The 16,458-nt window shown below is 45.2% G+C and carries 16 protein-coding genes; 13 read left to right on the plus strand and 3 right to left on the minus strand.

All coding sequences use genetic code 11. The features are described from left to right. Positions 1–220 precede the first annotated feature (220 nt). From ACX5J7_RS14465 to ilvN, 3 genes are all read left to right on the plus strand, one after another. The gene (locus ACX5J7_RS14465; RefSeq protein ID WP_015066112.1) at positions 221–598 is read left to right on the plus strand and encodes a MaoP family protein; all 378 of its coding nucleotides are present in this window, start codon (positions 221–223) and stop codon (positions 596–598) included. Positions 599–871: 273 nt separating this feature from the next. After that, the gene (locus ACX5J7_RS14470) at positions 872–2,590 is read left to right on the plus strand and encodes an acetolactate synthase 3 large subunit (protein ID WP_020742783.1); all 1,719 of its coding nucleotides are present in this window, start codon (positions 872–874) and stop codon (positions 2,588–2,590) included. After that, on the plus strand, positions 2,590–3,087 hold the full coding sequence (ilvN, locus tag ACX5J7_RS14475) for an acetolactate synthase small subunit (protein WP_012517062.1): 498 nt from the start codon (positions 2,590–2,592) through the stop codon (positions 3,085–3,087). The genes ACX5J7_RS14470 and ilvN overlap by 1 nt, the downstream gene beginning before the upstream one ends. 151 nt (positions 3,088–3,238) lie before the next feature. Here ilvN and ACX5J7_RS14480 read toward each other — a convergent pair whose 3' ends face one another. After that, the gene (locus tag ACX5J7_RS14480; RefSeq protein WP_474116354.1) at positions 3,239–4,300 is read right to left on the minus strand and encodes a hypothetical protein; all 1,062 of its coding nucleotides are present in this window, start codon (positions 4,298–4,300) and stop codon (positions 3,239–3,241) included. 183 nt (positions 4,301–4,483) lie between these two features. On the opposite strand from ACX5J7_RS14480, the gene tatA reads away from it, so the two are divergent. The 7 genes from tatA to hemB are packed head-to-tail and all read left to right on the plus strand — an operon-like array spanning position 4,484 to position 10,034. Next, on the plus strand, positions 4,484–4,723 hold the full coding sequence (tatA, locus tag ACX5J7_RS14485) for a Sec-independent protein translocase subunit TatA (RefSeq protein ID WP_012517065.1): 240 nt from the start codon (positions 4,484–4,486) through the stop codon (positions 4,721–4,723). Then, complete coding sequence (gene tatB / locus ACX5J7_RS14490; RefSeq protein ID WP_012517066.1) at positions 4,723–5,022, plus strand: Sec-independent protein translocase protein TatB; 300 nt, start codon at positions 4,723–4,725, stop codon at positions 5,020–5,022. The genes tatA and tatB overlap by 1 nt, the downstream gene beginning before the upstream one ends. After that, complete coding sequence (gene tatC, locus ACX5J7_RS14495; protein WP_012517067.1) at positions 5,023–5,778, plus strand: twin-arginine translocase subunit TatC; 756 nt, start codon at positions 5,023–5,025, stop codon at positions 5,776–5,778. 25 nt (positions 5,779–5,803) lie between these two features. Next, on the plus strand, positions 5,804–6,340 hold the full coding sequence (locus tag ACX5J7_RS14500; protein ID WP_462835948.1) for a hypothetical protein: 537 nt from the start codon (positions 5,804–5,806) through the stop codon (positions 6,338–6,340). Then, on the plus strand, positions 6,341–7,117 hold the full coding sequence (locus ACX5J7_RS14505) for a TatD family hydrolase (RefSeq protein ID WP_012517069.1): 777 nt from the start codon (positions 6,341–6,343) through the stop codon (positions 7,115–7,117). An 11-nt stretch (positions 7,118–7,128) separates the two neighbouring features. Then, complete coding sequence (locus ACX5J7_RS14510) at positions 7,129–9,027, plus strand: sensor domain-containing diguanylate cyclase (RefSeq protein WP_498707370.1); 1,899 nt, start codon at positions 7,129–7,131, stop codon at positions 9,025–9,027. After that, complete coding sequence (hemB, locus tag ACX5J7_RS14515) at positions 9,024–10,034, plus strand: porphobilinogen synthase (protein ID WP_071950673.1); 1,011 nt, start codon at positions 9,024–9,026, stop codon at positions 10,032–10,034. The genes ACX5J7_RS14510 and hemB overlap by 4 nt, the downstream gene beginning before the upstream one ends. Positions 10,035–10,122: 88 nt before the next feature. Here the strand turns inward: hemB and ACX5J7_RS14520 are convergent, their stop codons facing one another. Together ACX5J7_RS14520 and rhlB are read right to left on the minus strand one after the other, a co-directional pair. Further along, a complete protein-coding gene (locus tag ACX5J7_RS14520) occupies positions 10,123–11,634 on the minus strand; it encodes a Ppx/GppA phosphatase family protein (protein WP_015066117.1) in 1,512 nt (503 codons plus the stop codon). 36 nt (positions 11,635–11,670) lie between these two features. Further along, positions 11,671–12,960 (minus strand): ATP-dependent RNA helicase RhlB, encoded by a 1,290-nt coding sequence (gene rhlB, locus ACX5J7_RS14525; protein ID WP_020745278.1) that lies wholly within the window; start codon positions 12,958–12,960, stop codon positions 11,671–11,673. A gap of 100 nt (positions 12,961–13,060) precedes the next feature. Between rhlB and trxA the strand changes: the two genes are divergently transcribed. The 3 genes from trxA to ACX5J7_RS14540 all read left to right on the plus strand — a co-directional run bounded on the left by trxA (position 13,061) and on the right by ACX5J7_RS14540 (position 16,449). After that, entirely contained in the window at positions 13,061–13,387 is a 327-nt protein-coding gene (trxA, locus tag ACX5J7_RS14530; protein WP_012517074.1) for a thioredoxin TrxA, read from the plus strand. Between the two features lie 271 nt (positions 13,388–13,658). Beyond that, positions 13,659–14,924, plus strand: coding sequence for a transcription termination factor Rho (gene rho, locus ACX5J7_RS14535; RefSeq protein ID WP_012517075.1), 1,266 nt, complete (start codon positions 13,659–13,661; stop codon positions 14,922–14,924). Between the two features lie 226 nt (positions 14,925–15,150). Then, positions 15,151–16,449: an amidohydrolase gene (locus ACX5J7_RS14540; RefSeq protein ID WP_498707371.1), complete on the plus strand. Its 1,299-nt coding sequence runs from the start codon at positions 15,151–15,153 to the stop codon at positions 16,447–16,449. The last annotated feature ends 9 nt before the right edge of the window (positions 16,450–16,458 follow it).

Consider the following 16,458-nt stretch of genomic DNA (forward strand, 5'->3'; position numbering starts at 1 on the left):
TTATTTGAAGGTCGCTTTTGCGGCCTTTTTTTATGTCTGCTTTAAGGAGCAATATTAAGTTTTTACGACAGGCCTATTTCCAATTGACAGTATTCAAAAACACATCTAAGAATAACGTGGTAAGCGATTAAGGCGCTATATCGGAAGTCTATTTCATTCAACTATTAGCTGGCAGCCCTCTATTAATGTAACACGAGGGGCCGCAATGAAAGAGGTTAAGATGTCTGTAATCACAAAAGAAAAAATCACCAGAAAACCCTTCGCAGATAAGAAAAATTACCCTTACGGCTTTGCGCGTTCAGGAGATTTTTCAATTAACGAGAGCAAGCTTTTGCAAGGTTACGGAAGCTTGTTTGCTGCACTGGTTGACGGAAAGATCACGCCGGGAAACGACGAAGAACAAGCCTATCTAGAGTCGGCGCTTGGCCATCGCGAGCCCGCAACTTCTCAAGAAAAAGCGTGGTTAAAATACCAAGCGCGAATTAATAGACCAAAGACCGCTAGCATTTATGGCTCTAAGCGCCCATCTGCAGAAGAGGTTGACGATGATGAAGATATAAGCGATAACAGTGACATTGATATTAGCCTCGATGATTAAGGCTTTGCCTTCATTTACAAACGGTAGATAAAGGCGCTTTCTTTTCGCTCGTCATTTTTATTGTTCACACTGTTAATATTGTGTAAATAATTATCCTATTTTTTGTCAATTCAATACTGATGTCGAAATATTTATCCTAATTATTGCGAATATTGGGATATATATCTCACTTTTACGCAATTTGGTGTTTTATCTTCCTATTACCTTAGATATAGTCGGGGCATCGTCAACGTACGCTGACAAACCCCCCAACCCATTACAGGAGAAAGCACTGTGAAAATGATGTCGGGCGCAGCCATGGTGGTTGAAGCGCTAAAAGATGTAGGAGTGACACACGTGTTCGGTTACCCAGGTGGTGCCGTACTAGACATTTATGATGCGTTATTTGCGCAAGATGATGTCAAACACGTCCTCGTACGTCATGAACAGGCAGCCGCCCACATGGCGGATGGTTATGCACGTTCAACTGGCAAAACCGGCACAGTGCTCGTCACATCAGGTCCAGGCGCAACGAATACTATTACAGGTATTGCTACTGCGTACATGGACTCTATCCCGATGGTAATTTTATCGGGACAGGTGCCGTCGAAGCACATCGGTGAAGACGCATTCCAAGAAACTGACATGGTAGGGTGCTCGCGTCCTATCGTTAAGCACAGCTTCTTGGTTAAGCGCGCGGTTGATATTCCAGAAGCGATTGCTAAAGCCTATTATATTGCTAACACTGGCCGTCCTGGTCCGGTGGTTGTAGATTTGCCAAAAGACATTGTTAACGTGGCTGAAGAACACCCTTATGTGTATCCCACTGACGTGACGATGCGCTCTTACAACCCAACCGAAAAGGGCCATCCTAAGCAGGTCAAAAAAGCGGTTGAATCGTTACTTAAAGCCGAACGCCCCGTATTGTATGTGGGTGGCGGTGCAGTCGCCTGCGACGCTTCAGCGAAAGTTATAGAGTTGGCTGAAAAGCTAAACGCACCGGTAACCTGTACCCTCATGGGCCTAGGCGCTATGCCGGGCACCCACAAGCAATTTATCGGTATGCTTGGTATGCACGGTACCCTTGAAGCGAACAAAACCATGCACAATGCCGACTGCATTATCGCGTTAGGTGCTCGTTTTGATGACCGTGTTACTAATAATGTCGATAAGTTCTGCCCTCATGCTGATATTATCCATGTGGATATCGACCCTGCCTCAATCTCTAAAACCGTAAATGCACATATTCCAGTGGTGGGTTCGGTAGACAAAGTGCTTGATCAAATTTTGAGCCAGGTAAATAAGAAAGATTTATCTTCTCAAAGTGACAAGTTAGCCGACTGGTGGCAGCAAATTGAAACCTGGCGTACACGTCAGTGTTTGAACTACGAGCAAGGCGAAGAGGTCATTAAGCCTCAGCGCGTTATCGAGGCATTATACAAGCATACCGACGGCAAGGCTTATGTAAGCTCAGATGTAGGTCAGCACCAAATGTTTGCTGCGCTTTATTACCCGTATGACAAACCGCGCCAGTGGATTAACTCTGGTGGTCTAGGCACCATGGGCTTTGGTTTGCCGGCGGCGATGGGCGTACAGTTTGCACACCCAGGTTCAACCTCTGTGGTAGTAACGGGTGACGGCAGTATTCAAATGAATATCCAAGAGCTATCTACCTGTTTGCAATACAACTTGCCTATTAAAATTATCTCGTTGAATAACCGTGCGCTGGGTATGGTGCGTCAATGGCAAGATATGATTTATAAAGGGCGTCACTCACACTCTTACATGGATTCAATGCCAGACTTTGTAAAGTTAGCAGAAGCTTACGGGCACGTAGGCATTAAAGTAGACAAACTTGACGAGCTAGATGCGGCTATGGAGAAATGTTTCAGCTACACAGATCGCCTCGTGTTTATGGACATAGCAGTAGACCAAAACGAACACGTATATCCAATGCAAATTAAGTTTGGCGCAATGGATGACATGCGCTTAAGCAAGACGGAGCGAACCTGATGAAACGTATTATCTCAGTATTAATGGAAAACGCCCCAGGCGCACTATCACGTATCGTAGGGGTGTTCTCGCAACGTGGCTACAACGTAGATTCACTTTGTGTTGCACCCACTGATGACGAGAGCCTATCGCGCCTCACTATTATCACCCACGGCGACGACAAGGTTATCGAGCAAATCACTAAGCAAGTCAACAAGCTTATCGATGTGCTAAAAGTTGTTGATTTAACAGAAGGCACGCACATTGAACGTGAACTTATGTTGATTAAAGTGGCAACTCGCACTGAGTCTGTCAGAGCCGAGGTGAAGCGCAACGCAGATATCTTCCGTGCGCGCATTGTGGATGTAAACGTAAATAACTACACCATAGAGATCACGGGCACCTCTGATAAGCTAGATGCGTTTGCCACCACTATGGGGCAATGTGCAGAAATTATCGAGTCATCGCGCACGGGCGTGTGTGGACTGGCACGAGGTGACAGAGCGCTGCGCCCCTAAGTTATACGGCGTTGCGGTAAAATGTGGAAAAAGCTGTCAATCTGACAGCTTTTTTTGTTATCGCCAATAAAAATGGTTGCTGCAGCCTTATGCGCTGCTTTATCTAAATGAATAGATTGTTGTTGAGGTAAGGATGGCGCTCTTAGCGCGTTTAGGTATCTTTCCCATAGTATGCCTCTACCCGAAGCGCTACGCCGTATGATGTTTTAAAGTCTTCGTTGCGCAGCCATAATACGAAAGGTTCCACTTCAAAAAATAGCCAATCGCGCAGCGTGTTGTTGCGCCACCTAAAACCCGTGTATACCTCTTCTACGCGATAGTTAGGCTGACTAAGTCCTTCCACCAAAAAATGGGGAATAATGGCGTTATGTTGATCTACAGAAAATAAATGGTGCACCTCGTGGCGCCACAGCCAGTCGTTCGTATCATCGCGGAAATAAAACCGGTTATTCTGCCTGACGAGGTGTTTTTTATTGATTTCGTATTGGAAGGCGACCCCAGCTTCTGCACCTAATCGGTCGCGAGTGTAATAGTAGAGCTCTGCATCATATAACATGGCCCACTGATTCGAAAAGGCAAGGGCATCTCTGTAACGTGTTTTTGCGTATAGCTGGTCCCGTCTACCTGCCCCAATTCTGTACGAGTAGTGTGAATCTTGCTCTGGTCTAAAGCGAAGCGCAATGGTGGTTCTGTCTCTATCGTTAGCATTAACATTACGCGCGGCACGAACAGTATTGTCTTGGTTCTCATCCTCATTATCACTAAGTAATAAATCCACGCGTTCTTGGAGCGCAGGAAGCCTAACTCTTACGCGAAAGCGCAGATCCGTATCAGATAGCATTCCGCTTCTCGGCTCCCAAGCAAGCTGAATGCGGCCCTCTGCTCTGGCTTGTTTTTGCCCTTGCCCGTAGCTGTTGTCATCGCTCTCAAATAAACCGTCTAGCTGCTTTACCGTAAAGTCCATGGTATCAGTGAAGCTTCGCTGCCAAATATCGAACCAGGCGTTGGTGGGGGGAAGTGACGAAGGCGACAGCGCTGTGTCGTCGGCAGGCTTCTGACTTATTGCGCTTTCATGCCCCCCATGTTGAATATTAAGTGCCGTGCTTTGTACACTGGTCGCATTTACGGGGGTATTCACCGCGGGGGTACGGGGGACGGGTACTAGAGGGGCGGTGAGTAGCATATGGCAATAAACCACAGTAAGGCATAGCATTACTCACTAACTCCTTGTAAAAATTAGAATAGTTGAATGTTTTCAGTATTCGTATTACGCATATACAGAGCATGGATTGTCACAGGCAAAACGTCAATCTTTATTCATTGACGTAAATATTCAGGTGAAAGCAATGGCCGGCAATGGCATACTGTCTCAATTGATGTTAGGGAGATTAATTTTATGGGTGGTATTAGTATTTGGCAGTTGCTGATTATACTGGTTATCGTAGTGCTTTTATTCGGTACTAAGCGACTTAAAGGCATCGGCACAGATTTAGGCGGTGCAATTAAAGGCTTCAAAAAAGCAGTCAGCGAAGAAGAAAAAGACGCAGACTTCGAACAAAAGAAGCAAGTTGAAGAAAAGTCAGCTGCAGAGCCTGTTTCAACAGAGACGCAGAGCGACGTTAAAGAAAAATCCTAATGTTCGATATCGGCTTTTGGGAGCTATTGGTTGTTGGCGTATTGGCACTGCTTATTTTGGGGCCAGAAAGACTGCCAGGGGCCATGCGCTCAACCATCAATACAATTCGTAGTGTACGAAATGTAGCAACCGGCTTTAAGCAAGAAGTTGAGCATCAGTTGCGTGTGCACGAATTGCATGAGAATTTGAAAAAAGCAGAGCAACAAGGGCTTAAAGATCTTTCACCTGAACTTGAACAAAGTGTCGATGAGCTTAAAAAAGCTGCAGAGTCGGTTCAAGAACCTTACAAAAAGCAATAGATGTCTGACGCTAACAACCTAATTTCTCATTTAATTGAACTGCGCAGTCGTATTCTCAAAGCGCTTTTGAGTGTACTGGTTGTGTTTATTTGTCTAGCCGCATTTGCACAGGACCTTTACCAGCTATTAGCGATGCCGCTGCTTGAAACCCTGCCTGAAAATTCAAGTATGATTGCAACTGACGTTGCGTCACCTTTTTTCGCACCTTTCAAGCTAACGTTGGTGTTATCATTTTTTATTGCGATCCCTTATGTGCTGTACCAGGTGTGGGGCTTTGTAGCGCCAGGTCTGTATCGAAACGAGAAACGTTTAGTGGCGCCGCTACTGCTATCCAGTACGCTACTTTTTTACGCAGGCATGGCTTTCGCCTATTTCGTGGTATTTCCGATAGCCTTCGCGTTTTTTACTAGTGTTGCGCCAGAGGGAGTAACGGTAAGTACGGACATCTCAAGCTATTTAAACTTCGTATTGAAACTGTTTTTTGCATTTGGGGTCTCATTCGAGATACCAATAGCCATTATTTTAATGTGTTGGACCGGTGTCACCGATGCTAAATCATTACGCGCCAAGCGCCCCTATGTGGTTGTTGGTGCTTTTGTTGTGGGTATGTTGCTAACCCCCCCTGATATTATCTCTCAAACACTATTAGCGATTCCCATGTGGCTGTTGTTCGAGGTTGGGGTCATTGTGGGTGGCTTTTACGCAGGCAAGAAACCTAGCGATGAAGTCTCAGAAGAGTCGCCTGACAACACATAAAAGTTATTAAAAGAAAGGAATAAAAATGAAAACACGACTACTTTCTCTTGCCACTTTATTGTGTGCTTTTAGCGCGTTTAACGCACATGCTGAATCAATCGGCGATGCAATGGAAACGTGCCGAAATACAGATAATAGTTTAAAGCGCTTAATGTGTTATGACCGGGTGGCTAAGTCACTCGACCAGTACGATGGTGTAAATGCACAAGTTAGTCAGGTGCAGGCCTACAAAGAGGCTAATCGCAATCAAGTTAGCCCTCGTCCTGGTGCAACCCCCGAGCGTGCTGCGACTCAACCAAAAAGTGAGTTTGGTTTAGAGCACAAGCGCGACTTAACCAAAGAAGCGTCTGAAATTGCGGTGAGTATTGACTCTCTTAAAAAGAACCTTCGCGATAAGTATGTCATTACATTTAGCGACGGTTCTGTATGGCAGCAAACTGATGATACCTATATGAAGCTTAAAGAAGGTCAACCCGTTGCGGTAGAGCGCGGTTTGTTAGGCGCGTTCTTCTTAAGTGTAGAAGGGCTTAACAAGCGAATGAAAGTAAAACGCGTTAAGTAGATGCCTTGGTTCGATGCGGGCGTCAATTTGCTAGATAAGCGCTTTGACGCTGACGACATTATACAGCGGGCAAAAGATGCTGGCGTGGAAAAGCTCTGTATTATTACCACCCACCCTAATGAGTGGGACGTTGCCGTGTCTCTTTATAACCAATACCCCGATACGTGCTGTTACACAATTGGGGTACATCCTCACAACGCTAAAGACGCTACCCCGAACGACCTGGCACGGTTACGTGAGCTAGCCCAGCAAAAAGGGTGTGTAGCTATCGGTGAATGTGGGTTGGACTTTAATCGAAATTTCTCTCCCCAGCCTGTTCAGCTGTCGATTTTTGAAGCGCAGCTAAAAATAGCCGCAGATGTAAGCCTGCCAGTGTATCTGCATGAAAGAGACGCGTTTGACGAACAGCTGTCTCTTCTAACCCGATATATGCCAAATTTACAAGGCGGCATCGCTCACTGTTTCACCGGTAACGCCGAACAAGTAAAGCAGTATCTAGCCTTAGACCTATATATCGGTATTACGGGCTGGGTGTGTGATGAAAAACGGGGTGAAGCGTTACGAGAAGCCGTAAAGCACATTCCGCTTGAACGCCTTATATTAGAAACAGACGCGCCATATCTCTTTCCCAAAACATTGCGCCCGAGAAAGCGTAATAATGAACCCGCGTTTTTGCCTCACATTGCTAATCAATTAGGCGAATATCTGCAAGTTGAGACTGATAAATTGCGTATTAGCAGTTATGCTAATACTTGTGAGTTGTTTTCTCTCAGCTAACATAGGTTTATATGCAGACAAATTTGAAAGCGATGCGCAAATATGATGCGGGTCTCGTATTGATAACGATAGTCGCCGTTGTTGGCTTTATATCCGTGCTGCTTAACCTTTCTCCTTTTTCGAATACTACACCGAAATATTCACAGCTTACCTATTTGCAAGAAGGCGACGAGGAACCCTTAGATTTCGCGAATGTGTCGCAAAAGCCCATGAGTGATTGGCGCCCTGTTGCGTCCCCTGTTAATTTGGGAATGGACAGCAATGTACATTGGTTTTCAATGGTGGTTTCACCAACCCAAACCTCTGAAAGCCGTTTTTTGCTTCATATTGATTACCCATTATTAGATCACATTGATGTTGCCGTATACAGCCAAATTGGCAGTAAACCTATAGTTACGTTTACTGGCGGTGACGCAATACCGTTTGTTAACCGCCCGGTTTCACACGTAAAACCATTGTTTCCGCTTCCTGAAAGTCTGCACTCCCAGCGAATTATCATTCGTGTTCAAACTTCCGGAACAATAAGGTTACCCATTCGGATATGGGAAGAAGCAGAATTTATTTCCTATACCTCAAGTAGAAATCTAGCGTTGGGAATCTTTTTTGGAATTCTCCTCGCAATGGGGGTCAGTAACGCTTTTTTAACGATTACGACGAGTAATACGTCCTTTCTATTTTACTCGGGTTATATTGTTAGTTTAGCGCTAACGTTGGCAACGCTTCACGGCTATGGTTTGGCCTATTTATGGCCAGACAGTACGTGGTTTCAGTCAAAAGCGATTATTGTTTTTGCTAATGCAACTATCATGTTCGCTACAATGTTTACGCGAAGGCTCTTGCCCATTACAACCTATAGTAAAAAGGCTGACAAAGTCGCTCAAACGATAAGTTGGGTTTGTGGTGTGAGTATCCTCGCGGGCCTAATTTTTCCCTATTCACTTATGGTGAAAGCGTTTTTACTGCTACTTACCCTTACCATAATTTTTACTATGTGGTTGGGCGTCTGGTTAACCCTGAAAGGGGTAGTGGTTGCCCGTTATTTTACTATCGCCTGGGGGTTTTTATTAGTTAGTGGTTTAAGTGCTAACTTAGATAACGTAAACATTATTCAGCTGCCTATTTCCTCAAACAACTTACTGATTATTGGCGGGGCTGTAGAGTCATTAATTTTGGCGCTCATTCTCGCGATTAATTACAGCCACAGTCGCGACGATTTAATAGACGCGCAGCAGTTTGCGCTTGAACAGGAAAAACAGGCTAGTACCGCGAAAGAAAGCCTGCTTGAAGTGCAAAAGCGCTACCAAGATGACTTGGAATATAAAGTTGAAGAGCGCACGCTAGAACTTGAAATTACGCTTCGAGAGCTTTCTGAAGTCAATCAAGAGCTTGAAAGACTCAATGCCATAGACCCGCTCACTGGGGCTCACAACCGCAGGCATTTTGATAAGCGCTTACGTTCAGAAGGTAGGCGTAGCCGTCGGGAACAAACACCACTGTCACTTGTTATTATCGACGTCGATCACTTCAAAAAAATCAATGACGAATATGGGCATGATGGGGGAGATGAGTGTTTAATTCATGTAACGAAAGTATTTCAACAACACATCCATCGCCCTACAGATGACTTGTGTCGCATAGGTGGTGAAGAGTTTGCCATTATCCTGCCTAATACCGATTTAGAAGGGGCTTTTCATGTTGCTGAAAACATGCGAAGCAGTCTTGAAGCATCGCCCCTTGAATACGAAAACAAAATGATTAACCTAACCGCCAGTGCCGGCGTATCTACCACAGTAATTGTGGGTGAAGATCACGCGCAGCAATTGTTTAAATTCACTGATGAGCTTTTATATGAAGCAAAAGCGGCAGGGCGTAATAAAGTAATACATAAACAATTACAGGAAAAATTATGACATCTTCACCTTTCCCTCATCGCCGAATGCGCAGACTTCGTGCTAAAGATGCATTGCGGGGGCTTGTGGCAGAGCATCACTTAACGAGTGATGATCTTATCTACCCTGTATTTGTGTTACCGGGAGACAGTGCCCGTGAAGCTGTGCCTTCAATGCCGGGTGTCGAACGATTATCTGTCGACCTTCTTGTAGAGGAAGCGGCTAATTGGGTAAAGCTAGGCATCAAAACCCTTGCGCTATTTCCCGTTACCCCGATGAGCCTTAAAACAGAGTGCGCTAGCGAAGCCTTTAACCCACAAGGGCTTGCACAACAAGCAATGAGAGCGCTTAAAAAGGCGTATCCAGAGGTTATGTTGATGTCTGATATCGCGCTAGACCCATTTACTTCACACGGGCAAGATGGGCTGCTTGATGAAAGCGGCTATGTGATGAATGACGAAACCGTTGACGTGCTCATAAAACAGGCGCTCTCACATGCTGAAGCAGGAGCTGATATTGTGGCCCCATCAGATATGATGGACGGCCGAATAGGCAGTATTCGCAACGCGCTTGAGGAAGCAGGCCATATTAACACGTGTATCATGGCGTATTCTGCCAAGTATGCCTCTGCTTACTACGGGCCGTTTCGCGATGCGGTCGGTTCTGCAGCGAATATTAAAGGTGGCAATAAAAAGACCTATCAAATGGACCCTGCTAATACCAATGAAGCCTTGCATGAAATTGCACTAGATATTGAAGAAGGTGCAGACATGGTTATGGTAAAACCGGGTATGCCTTATTTAGACGTGGTTCGACGATGTAAAGATGAGTTCAAAGTGCCCACGTTCGCTTACCAAGTAAGCGGGGAATACGCTATGCACCAAGCGGCATTTGCCAATGGCTGGTTAAATGAGGACGCGGTTATTTTAGAATCGTTATTGGCGTTTAAGCGCGCAGGTGCAGACGGCATTCTAACGTACTTCGCGCCGCAAGCGGCAGCGTTACTTGCCAAGCAAAACGGTAATTAAAAGGGCTACTTGTAAGCCGAATGCTAGACAGAAGACAAAAAATAAAGGCGTGCTTAGCACGCCTTTATTGCAATTACCTTGATAGTAACTACTTACACACCAATTCGAAACCTGCTTTGTGTTGGAGCCAGCATTCGTTAGCGAGCTCAGCATTTATCAGCGGATGCGCTTTTAGCCAACCTTCAGGGAAAGTAAGTGTCCACTTATCTTCCTCGCATAATAAATTTACGTCGGGAATGTGTTTATTTTGACGGCGTAAACATAGCACCACGGCAATACGTAAAATTCGCAGTAACCCTTTTAGCATCGGGCGGTAGTCAATGTGATATTTCTCGAAGGCGTCGATATCAACGGTTAATCGGTGCTGCGAAACTAAATCGCGAATAGCCGCTCTCTGAAGGCGAGTATAGCCGGGTAGGTCGATATGACTTAGGATGTATTCGCCGTGCTCGTGGTGACGCTTATACTCAATATGAAGGCCTATTTCATGTAGCTGTGCTGCGGCACCTAAAATAGTCTCAGTATCTAAATGACAAATGTTCTGTTGCGCGCAGAGCTGATGACACAGCGTTAGCGCTACATGACGAACCGAGTTAGCGTGGTTTTTATCAATGTGATAGCGGTGCTTCACCTGATTTAACGTTTGTTGGCGTCTATCGTTTTCAGTAACGTTATCCAACATACCGTAAATCAGGCCTTCGCGAAGTGCGCCACCAGAGATATTCATGTGCTTAATATGCAGCGCTTCAAATAAACTAATTAAAATTGCCAAACCAGAAGGAAATATGGCTTTTCTGTTTTCTTCTAGCCCTTCAATACTTAAGGTTTTGATGTCCCCGCACTCAATACACTGTTGTTCTAAGTGATACAAATAATCCAAGCGAATGGCATCACTAATCCCTTGTGCGACCAATATTTCAGTAATTGCTTGCGGCGTTCCAGACGCCCCTAAACAGTTTTCCCAGTCAAAGCATAAAAAAGTATCAGACACTTGGGCTATTAATGCATGAGCAGCTTTCTTGGCGTTTTCAAAATTGCTTTTGGTAATGGCACCGTCAGTGAAGTAACGCTCCATAAAGGTAACGCATCCCATATCCAAGCTCTTAAGGTGAATAGGCTGCATGTCATTACCAATAATGATCTCAGTGCTCGCGCCGCCAATATCAATAACTAAGCTATTGCCTTGGTTTGCCGAAGTGTAGGCCACGCCCAAATAAATTTGCCTTGCTTCTTCTTCGCCGCTAATTACTTCAAGCTTGTGATTGAGAATTTCTTCGGCTTTGCGAACAAATAAGTGTGCGTTAGTTGCAAGCCTAAGGGTGGCAGTTGCCACAATTTTGATGTTTGAAGGGGGGATATCCTGCAAGCGTTCCGAGAAGACTTGCAGGCACTGCCAGCCGCGTTCCATGCTCACGTCATCAAGTGCTAAATCATCGTCTAAGCCTGCGGCTAGACGCACTTTCTGTTTTATTTTCCCAATGATTTGAACACTGCCGTTAACGACATGGACAATCACCATGTGAAAACTATTAGAGCCTAAGTCTACGGCGGCATAATACTCGCCGTAGGTTTGTGCATCGTGCTGGAGTTCTGCCTGCATAAAATCTCGTTTCTTATTGGCTACCTTTACGCCTTGTTATTGCGCTCTGTTGTTGCGTTGCTGAGGCTTGCCACGCCCTCTACCGTTACCACGGCGCGCACTATTGCGATTGTTAGGCGTACGTCTTCTGCGTGGTTTAGGAGGCGTTACATCATCAAGAAGCGCGCCGCTGTCATAATCGGTGACAGGAATGGCGTTTTGAATGTATTGCTCAATAGCAGGTAAGTTTAGTGCGTATTTTTCGCAAGCAAAACTAATTGCAATACCACTTTGTCCGGCACGACCAGTACGACCAATACGATGCACGTAGTCTTCCGCATCATCGGGTAGGTCATAATTGAACACGTGTGTCACCGCATCAATGTGTAGACCTCTAGCAGCAACGTCTGTCGCTACCAGAACATCTAACTTACCTTTGGTGAAGTCTTCTAAAATTCCAAGGCGTTTCTTTTGTGGTACATCGCCACTTAGTAAGCCAACGCGATGGCCGTCTGCGGTTAACCAATCAGTGACTTTCTCACAGCTGTGCTTGGTATTGGCGAAGACGATGGCTTTTTCAGGCCACTCTTCTTCAAGTAGCGTAAGAAGCAGCAGCATCTTGTCATCATCAGACGGATAGAAGAGCTCCTGAGAAACGCGTGTGGCAGTTGTTTGCTCGGGGGCTACCTGAACGTGGGTTGGATTATTCATGTGCTCATAGGCCAGTTCCTGAACGCGATAGCTCAGGGTTGCAGAGAACAACATGCTCAAACGCTCACCGGCAGGTGGCATACGGCGGAATAAAAAGCGGATATCTTTAATAAAGCCTAAGTCGAACATACGATCAGCTTCATCAAGTACGGCAACCTGAATATTTTTCAGGCTAAACACGTTCTGTTTGTAATAATCCAGAATGCGCCCCGTCGTACCAATTATAATATCCACCCCTTCTTCCAAAGTTTCACGTTGACTTTGGTATCCTTCGCCCCCATAAATCAAACCAAGCGACAATCCGGTATGCTCACTGAGCAGTTTGGCGTCGTTGTAAATTTGTACGGCGAGTTCTCTGGTTGGCGCCATGATAATAGCGCGTGGGCCATTTGATTTGCTGTTATCTGCATTTTCTGCTTTGCTTAGCAAATAGTGAAATGTAGCCACCAAAAAGGCAATGGTTTTACCGGTTCCAGTTTGAGCCTGACCTGCAATGTCGTGACCTTCCAATAAAGGAGGCAGTGCAAGTGCTTGAATTGGTGTACAATGTGAAAAATTAGCTGCCGCTAACGCGTCAACAACCTTGCCGTTAATCGGCAGGTCGGAAAAATGAGTATCAGTTAAGTGAGTAGGCATAGCTTATAGCTTATCAGTGCTTGCATTAAAAAACAGTTTCTATATAACACTTATGGTCGGGCTGAGACAAATCAGCGACAGACCAATAATGGAGAAAAGAATGAGCGACAAAATTATCCAGTTATCTGACGATAAATTCGAAGCAGATGTTATCAATGCTGAAGGTCCTGTACTGGTTGACTTCTGGGCCGAATGGTGTGGCCCGTGTAAAATGATCGCACCAATCTTAGAAGAAGTTGCGACCGAGTTTGATGGCAAGTTAACAGTTGGCAAGTTGAATGTCGATGAAAATAACGAAACTCCACCTAAATATGGTATTCGTGGTATTCCTACATTGCTACTTTTCAAAAACGGTAACGTTGCTGCAACGAAAGTTGGCGCGCTATCAAAAGCACAATTAACAGAGTTTCTTAACGAAAACCTTTAATTGATAGCAAATTGAAAGCCGGTGCTAATTATGCGCCGGTTTTTATTAACGCCACAGGTACTTACGTTTCATTCAAGAAGAGTAAGCAACAAATTATTTAACATTTCGGTGGTAAAACGCTGGACGTTGGTTAAATATAGTGCTAACTTTTCCTCAGCGCTCATCCGAGCAGCATTCTGCTTACACCCATATCCGGGTGATATCAAATCTAAACTAGAACAGAGTGACAATAAGTCCTGTAAGCGAAGTTCAAGCACAAAGACCCACCAGTATGAATTTAACTGAATTAAAGAACAAACCAATTAGCGAGTTGGTTAACCTGGCCGAGGAAATGGGCCTGGAAAACATGGCACGCGCCAGAAAACAAGACATCATTTTCTCGATCCTTAAGACGCACGCAAAAAGCGGTGAAGATATCTTTGGGGATGGGGTATTAGAAATTTTACAGGACGGTTTCGGCTTTTTACGCTCAGCTGATTCATCTTATCTAGCAGGTCCTGACGATATTTACGTATCGCCAAGCCAAATCCGACGCTTTAACCTGCGCACCGGTGATACGATTGCTGGAAAGATTCGTCCACCAAAAGACAGCGAACGTTATTTTGCGCTTCTAAAAATCCGCGAAGTTAACTTCGACAAGCCTGAAAACTCACGTAACAAAATCCTCTTTGAAAACCTTACACCGCTACACGCAGCAGATCGCTTGCGCATGGAGCGTGGTAACGGTTCGACCGAAGACATTACAGCACGTGTACTAGATTTGGCGTCACCTATCGGTAAAGGCCAACGTGGTCTTATCGTAGCGCCACCTAAAGCCGGTAAAACACTGCTTCTTCAAAATATTGCTCAGTCAATTGCTGCTAACCACCCCGATTGTGAGTTAATGGTATTGCTTATCGACGAGCGCCCGGAAGAAGTAACGGAGATGCACCGCCTTGTTCAAGGTGAAGTGGTTGCATCAACCTTCGATGAGCCAGCTAGCCGTCACGTACAAGTGGCAGAAATGGTTATCGAAAAAGCCAAACGTCTTGTTGAACACAAAAAAGACGTGGTTATTTTGCTCGACTCAATCACCCGTCTTGCGCGCGCATACAACACGGTTATTCCTTCATCGGGTAAAGTACTTACTGGTGGTGTTGACGCTAACGCGCTTCATAAACCAAAGCGCTTCTTCGGTGCTGCCCGTAACGTAGAAGAGGGCGGAAGTTTAACGATTATCGCCACTGCGCTTATCGATACCGGCTCTAAAATGGATGAAGTTATCTACGAAGAGTTTAAAGGTACAGGTAACATGGAACTACACCTTAACCGTAAGATTGCGGAAAAACGTGTATTCCCAGCTATCGACTTTAACCGCTCAGGTACCCGTCGTGAAGAGTTACTCACCGCGCAAGATGAACTACAAAAAATGTGGATCCTTCGCAAGATTGTTCACGAAATGTCTGAGATTGACGCGATGGACTTCCTTATTAGTAAGTTGTCGATGACCAAGACGAACAACGAGTTCTTCGACGCAATGCGCCGACAAAAGAGCTAGTTAATAAATTGATATACATTGAAAAGGCGCCTGTTGGCGCCTTTTTCGTTTCTTCTGTTTGTTATATGAGGCTCTTATACTTCCGTCTAATATCCACAGGCTGATTAATGGGGTACTTTCTGAGCGTATTAACCCATTAATTTATTCTCGCATTCGCTAGTACGGTGGTGTGTTCTTCCTCGAGATGATTTACTCTAACTAAAAAACATCAAAGGAAATATTTGTTATGTACCGGAAGTTACTATCGTTTGCATTTTCAGGCCTTGTCTCTGTATCTGCTGCATGTGCTGCTCAAATCAATGTCGATAAGCTCGCGAATGACGTCGAACCCGACGTAATTAAATGGCGTCATCATTTCCATGAGTTTCCTGAACTGTCTAACCGAGAGTTCAAAACTGCTGAGTATGTTGCGGACTATTTCACTAGCTTGGGGTTAGACGTGCAAACTGGTGTTGCCAAAACCGGTGTAGTGGCTATCTTGGATTCTGGTAATCCTGGGCCCGTGGTAGCGTTACGTGCTGATATGGATGGGCTTCCCGTTAAAGAGCAAAATGATTTAGCCTACCGCTCACAGCAAATGGGTGAGTATAACGGCAAAGAAGTACCTGTAATGCATGCCTGTGGTCACGATACGCATATGGCTATGCTAATGGGGGCGGCGAAAATCCTTACCGGTATTAAAAGTGAGCTAAAAGGCAAAGTGAAATTCATTTTCCAGCCTGCTGAAGAAGGTGCGCCAGCTGGTGAAAAAGGCGGTGCTGAAGTGATGGTAGCGGAAGGAGTATTAAAGAACCCTGATGTTGATGCCATTTTCGGCCTTCACATTAACGCCAATACCGATGTGGGTAAAGTACGCTATAACGCGGGGGGTACTATGGCTGCTGTAGACCCGTTTAAAATTGTTATTCATGGTAAACAGGCGCATGGTGCTTATCCATGGAAAAGCATAGATCCTGTCGTGACCGCTGCGCAAATGATCATGTCTATTCAAACCATAGTTAGTCGCGAATTAAAGCTAATTGATGACGCCGCGGTGATATCTATTGGTTCTATTCACGGTGGTAACCGCTCTAATATCATTCCAAATGAAGTGGAAATGGTAGGGACTATCCGCACGCTCAATAAAGCGGCCCGCGAGCATATATATGAGTCGCTGCCCCGCAAAGTAAACGCTATCGCTGAAAGCATGGGAGCGGAAGCTGAGCTTACGTTACCTTTAGATTACTCTTACCCAATTACCTATAACGACCCGGCGCTTACAAAGGCCATGCTGCCCACCATGCAGCGTACAGCAGGGGTGGAAAATACGCTGCTTTCTAAGCCTGTGACAGGCGCTGAAGACTTTTCATTCTTCCAAGAGCAAGTACCGGGTTTATATGTGTGGGTAGGAGGTAAACCATTAGATGTGTCTGAAGAAGCGAGTCCAGCACATCACACCCCTGAATTTTATGTTGATGATGAAGGTATGAAGTTAGGCGTAAAACTACTGACAAACTTCACGCTTGACTATATGGCTCAACACTAAGTGAAGCCG

This window comes from Alteromonas infernus (assembly GCF_902705815.1).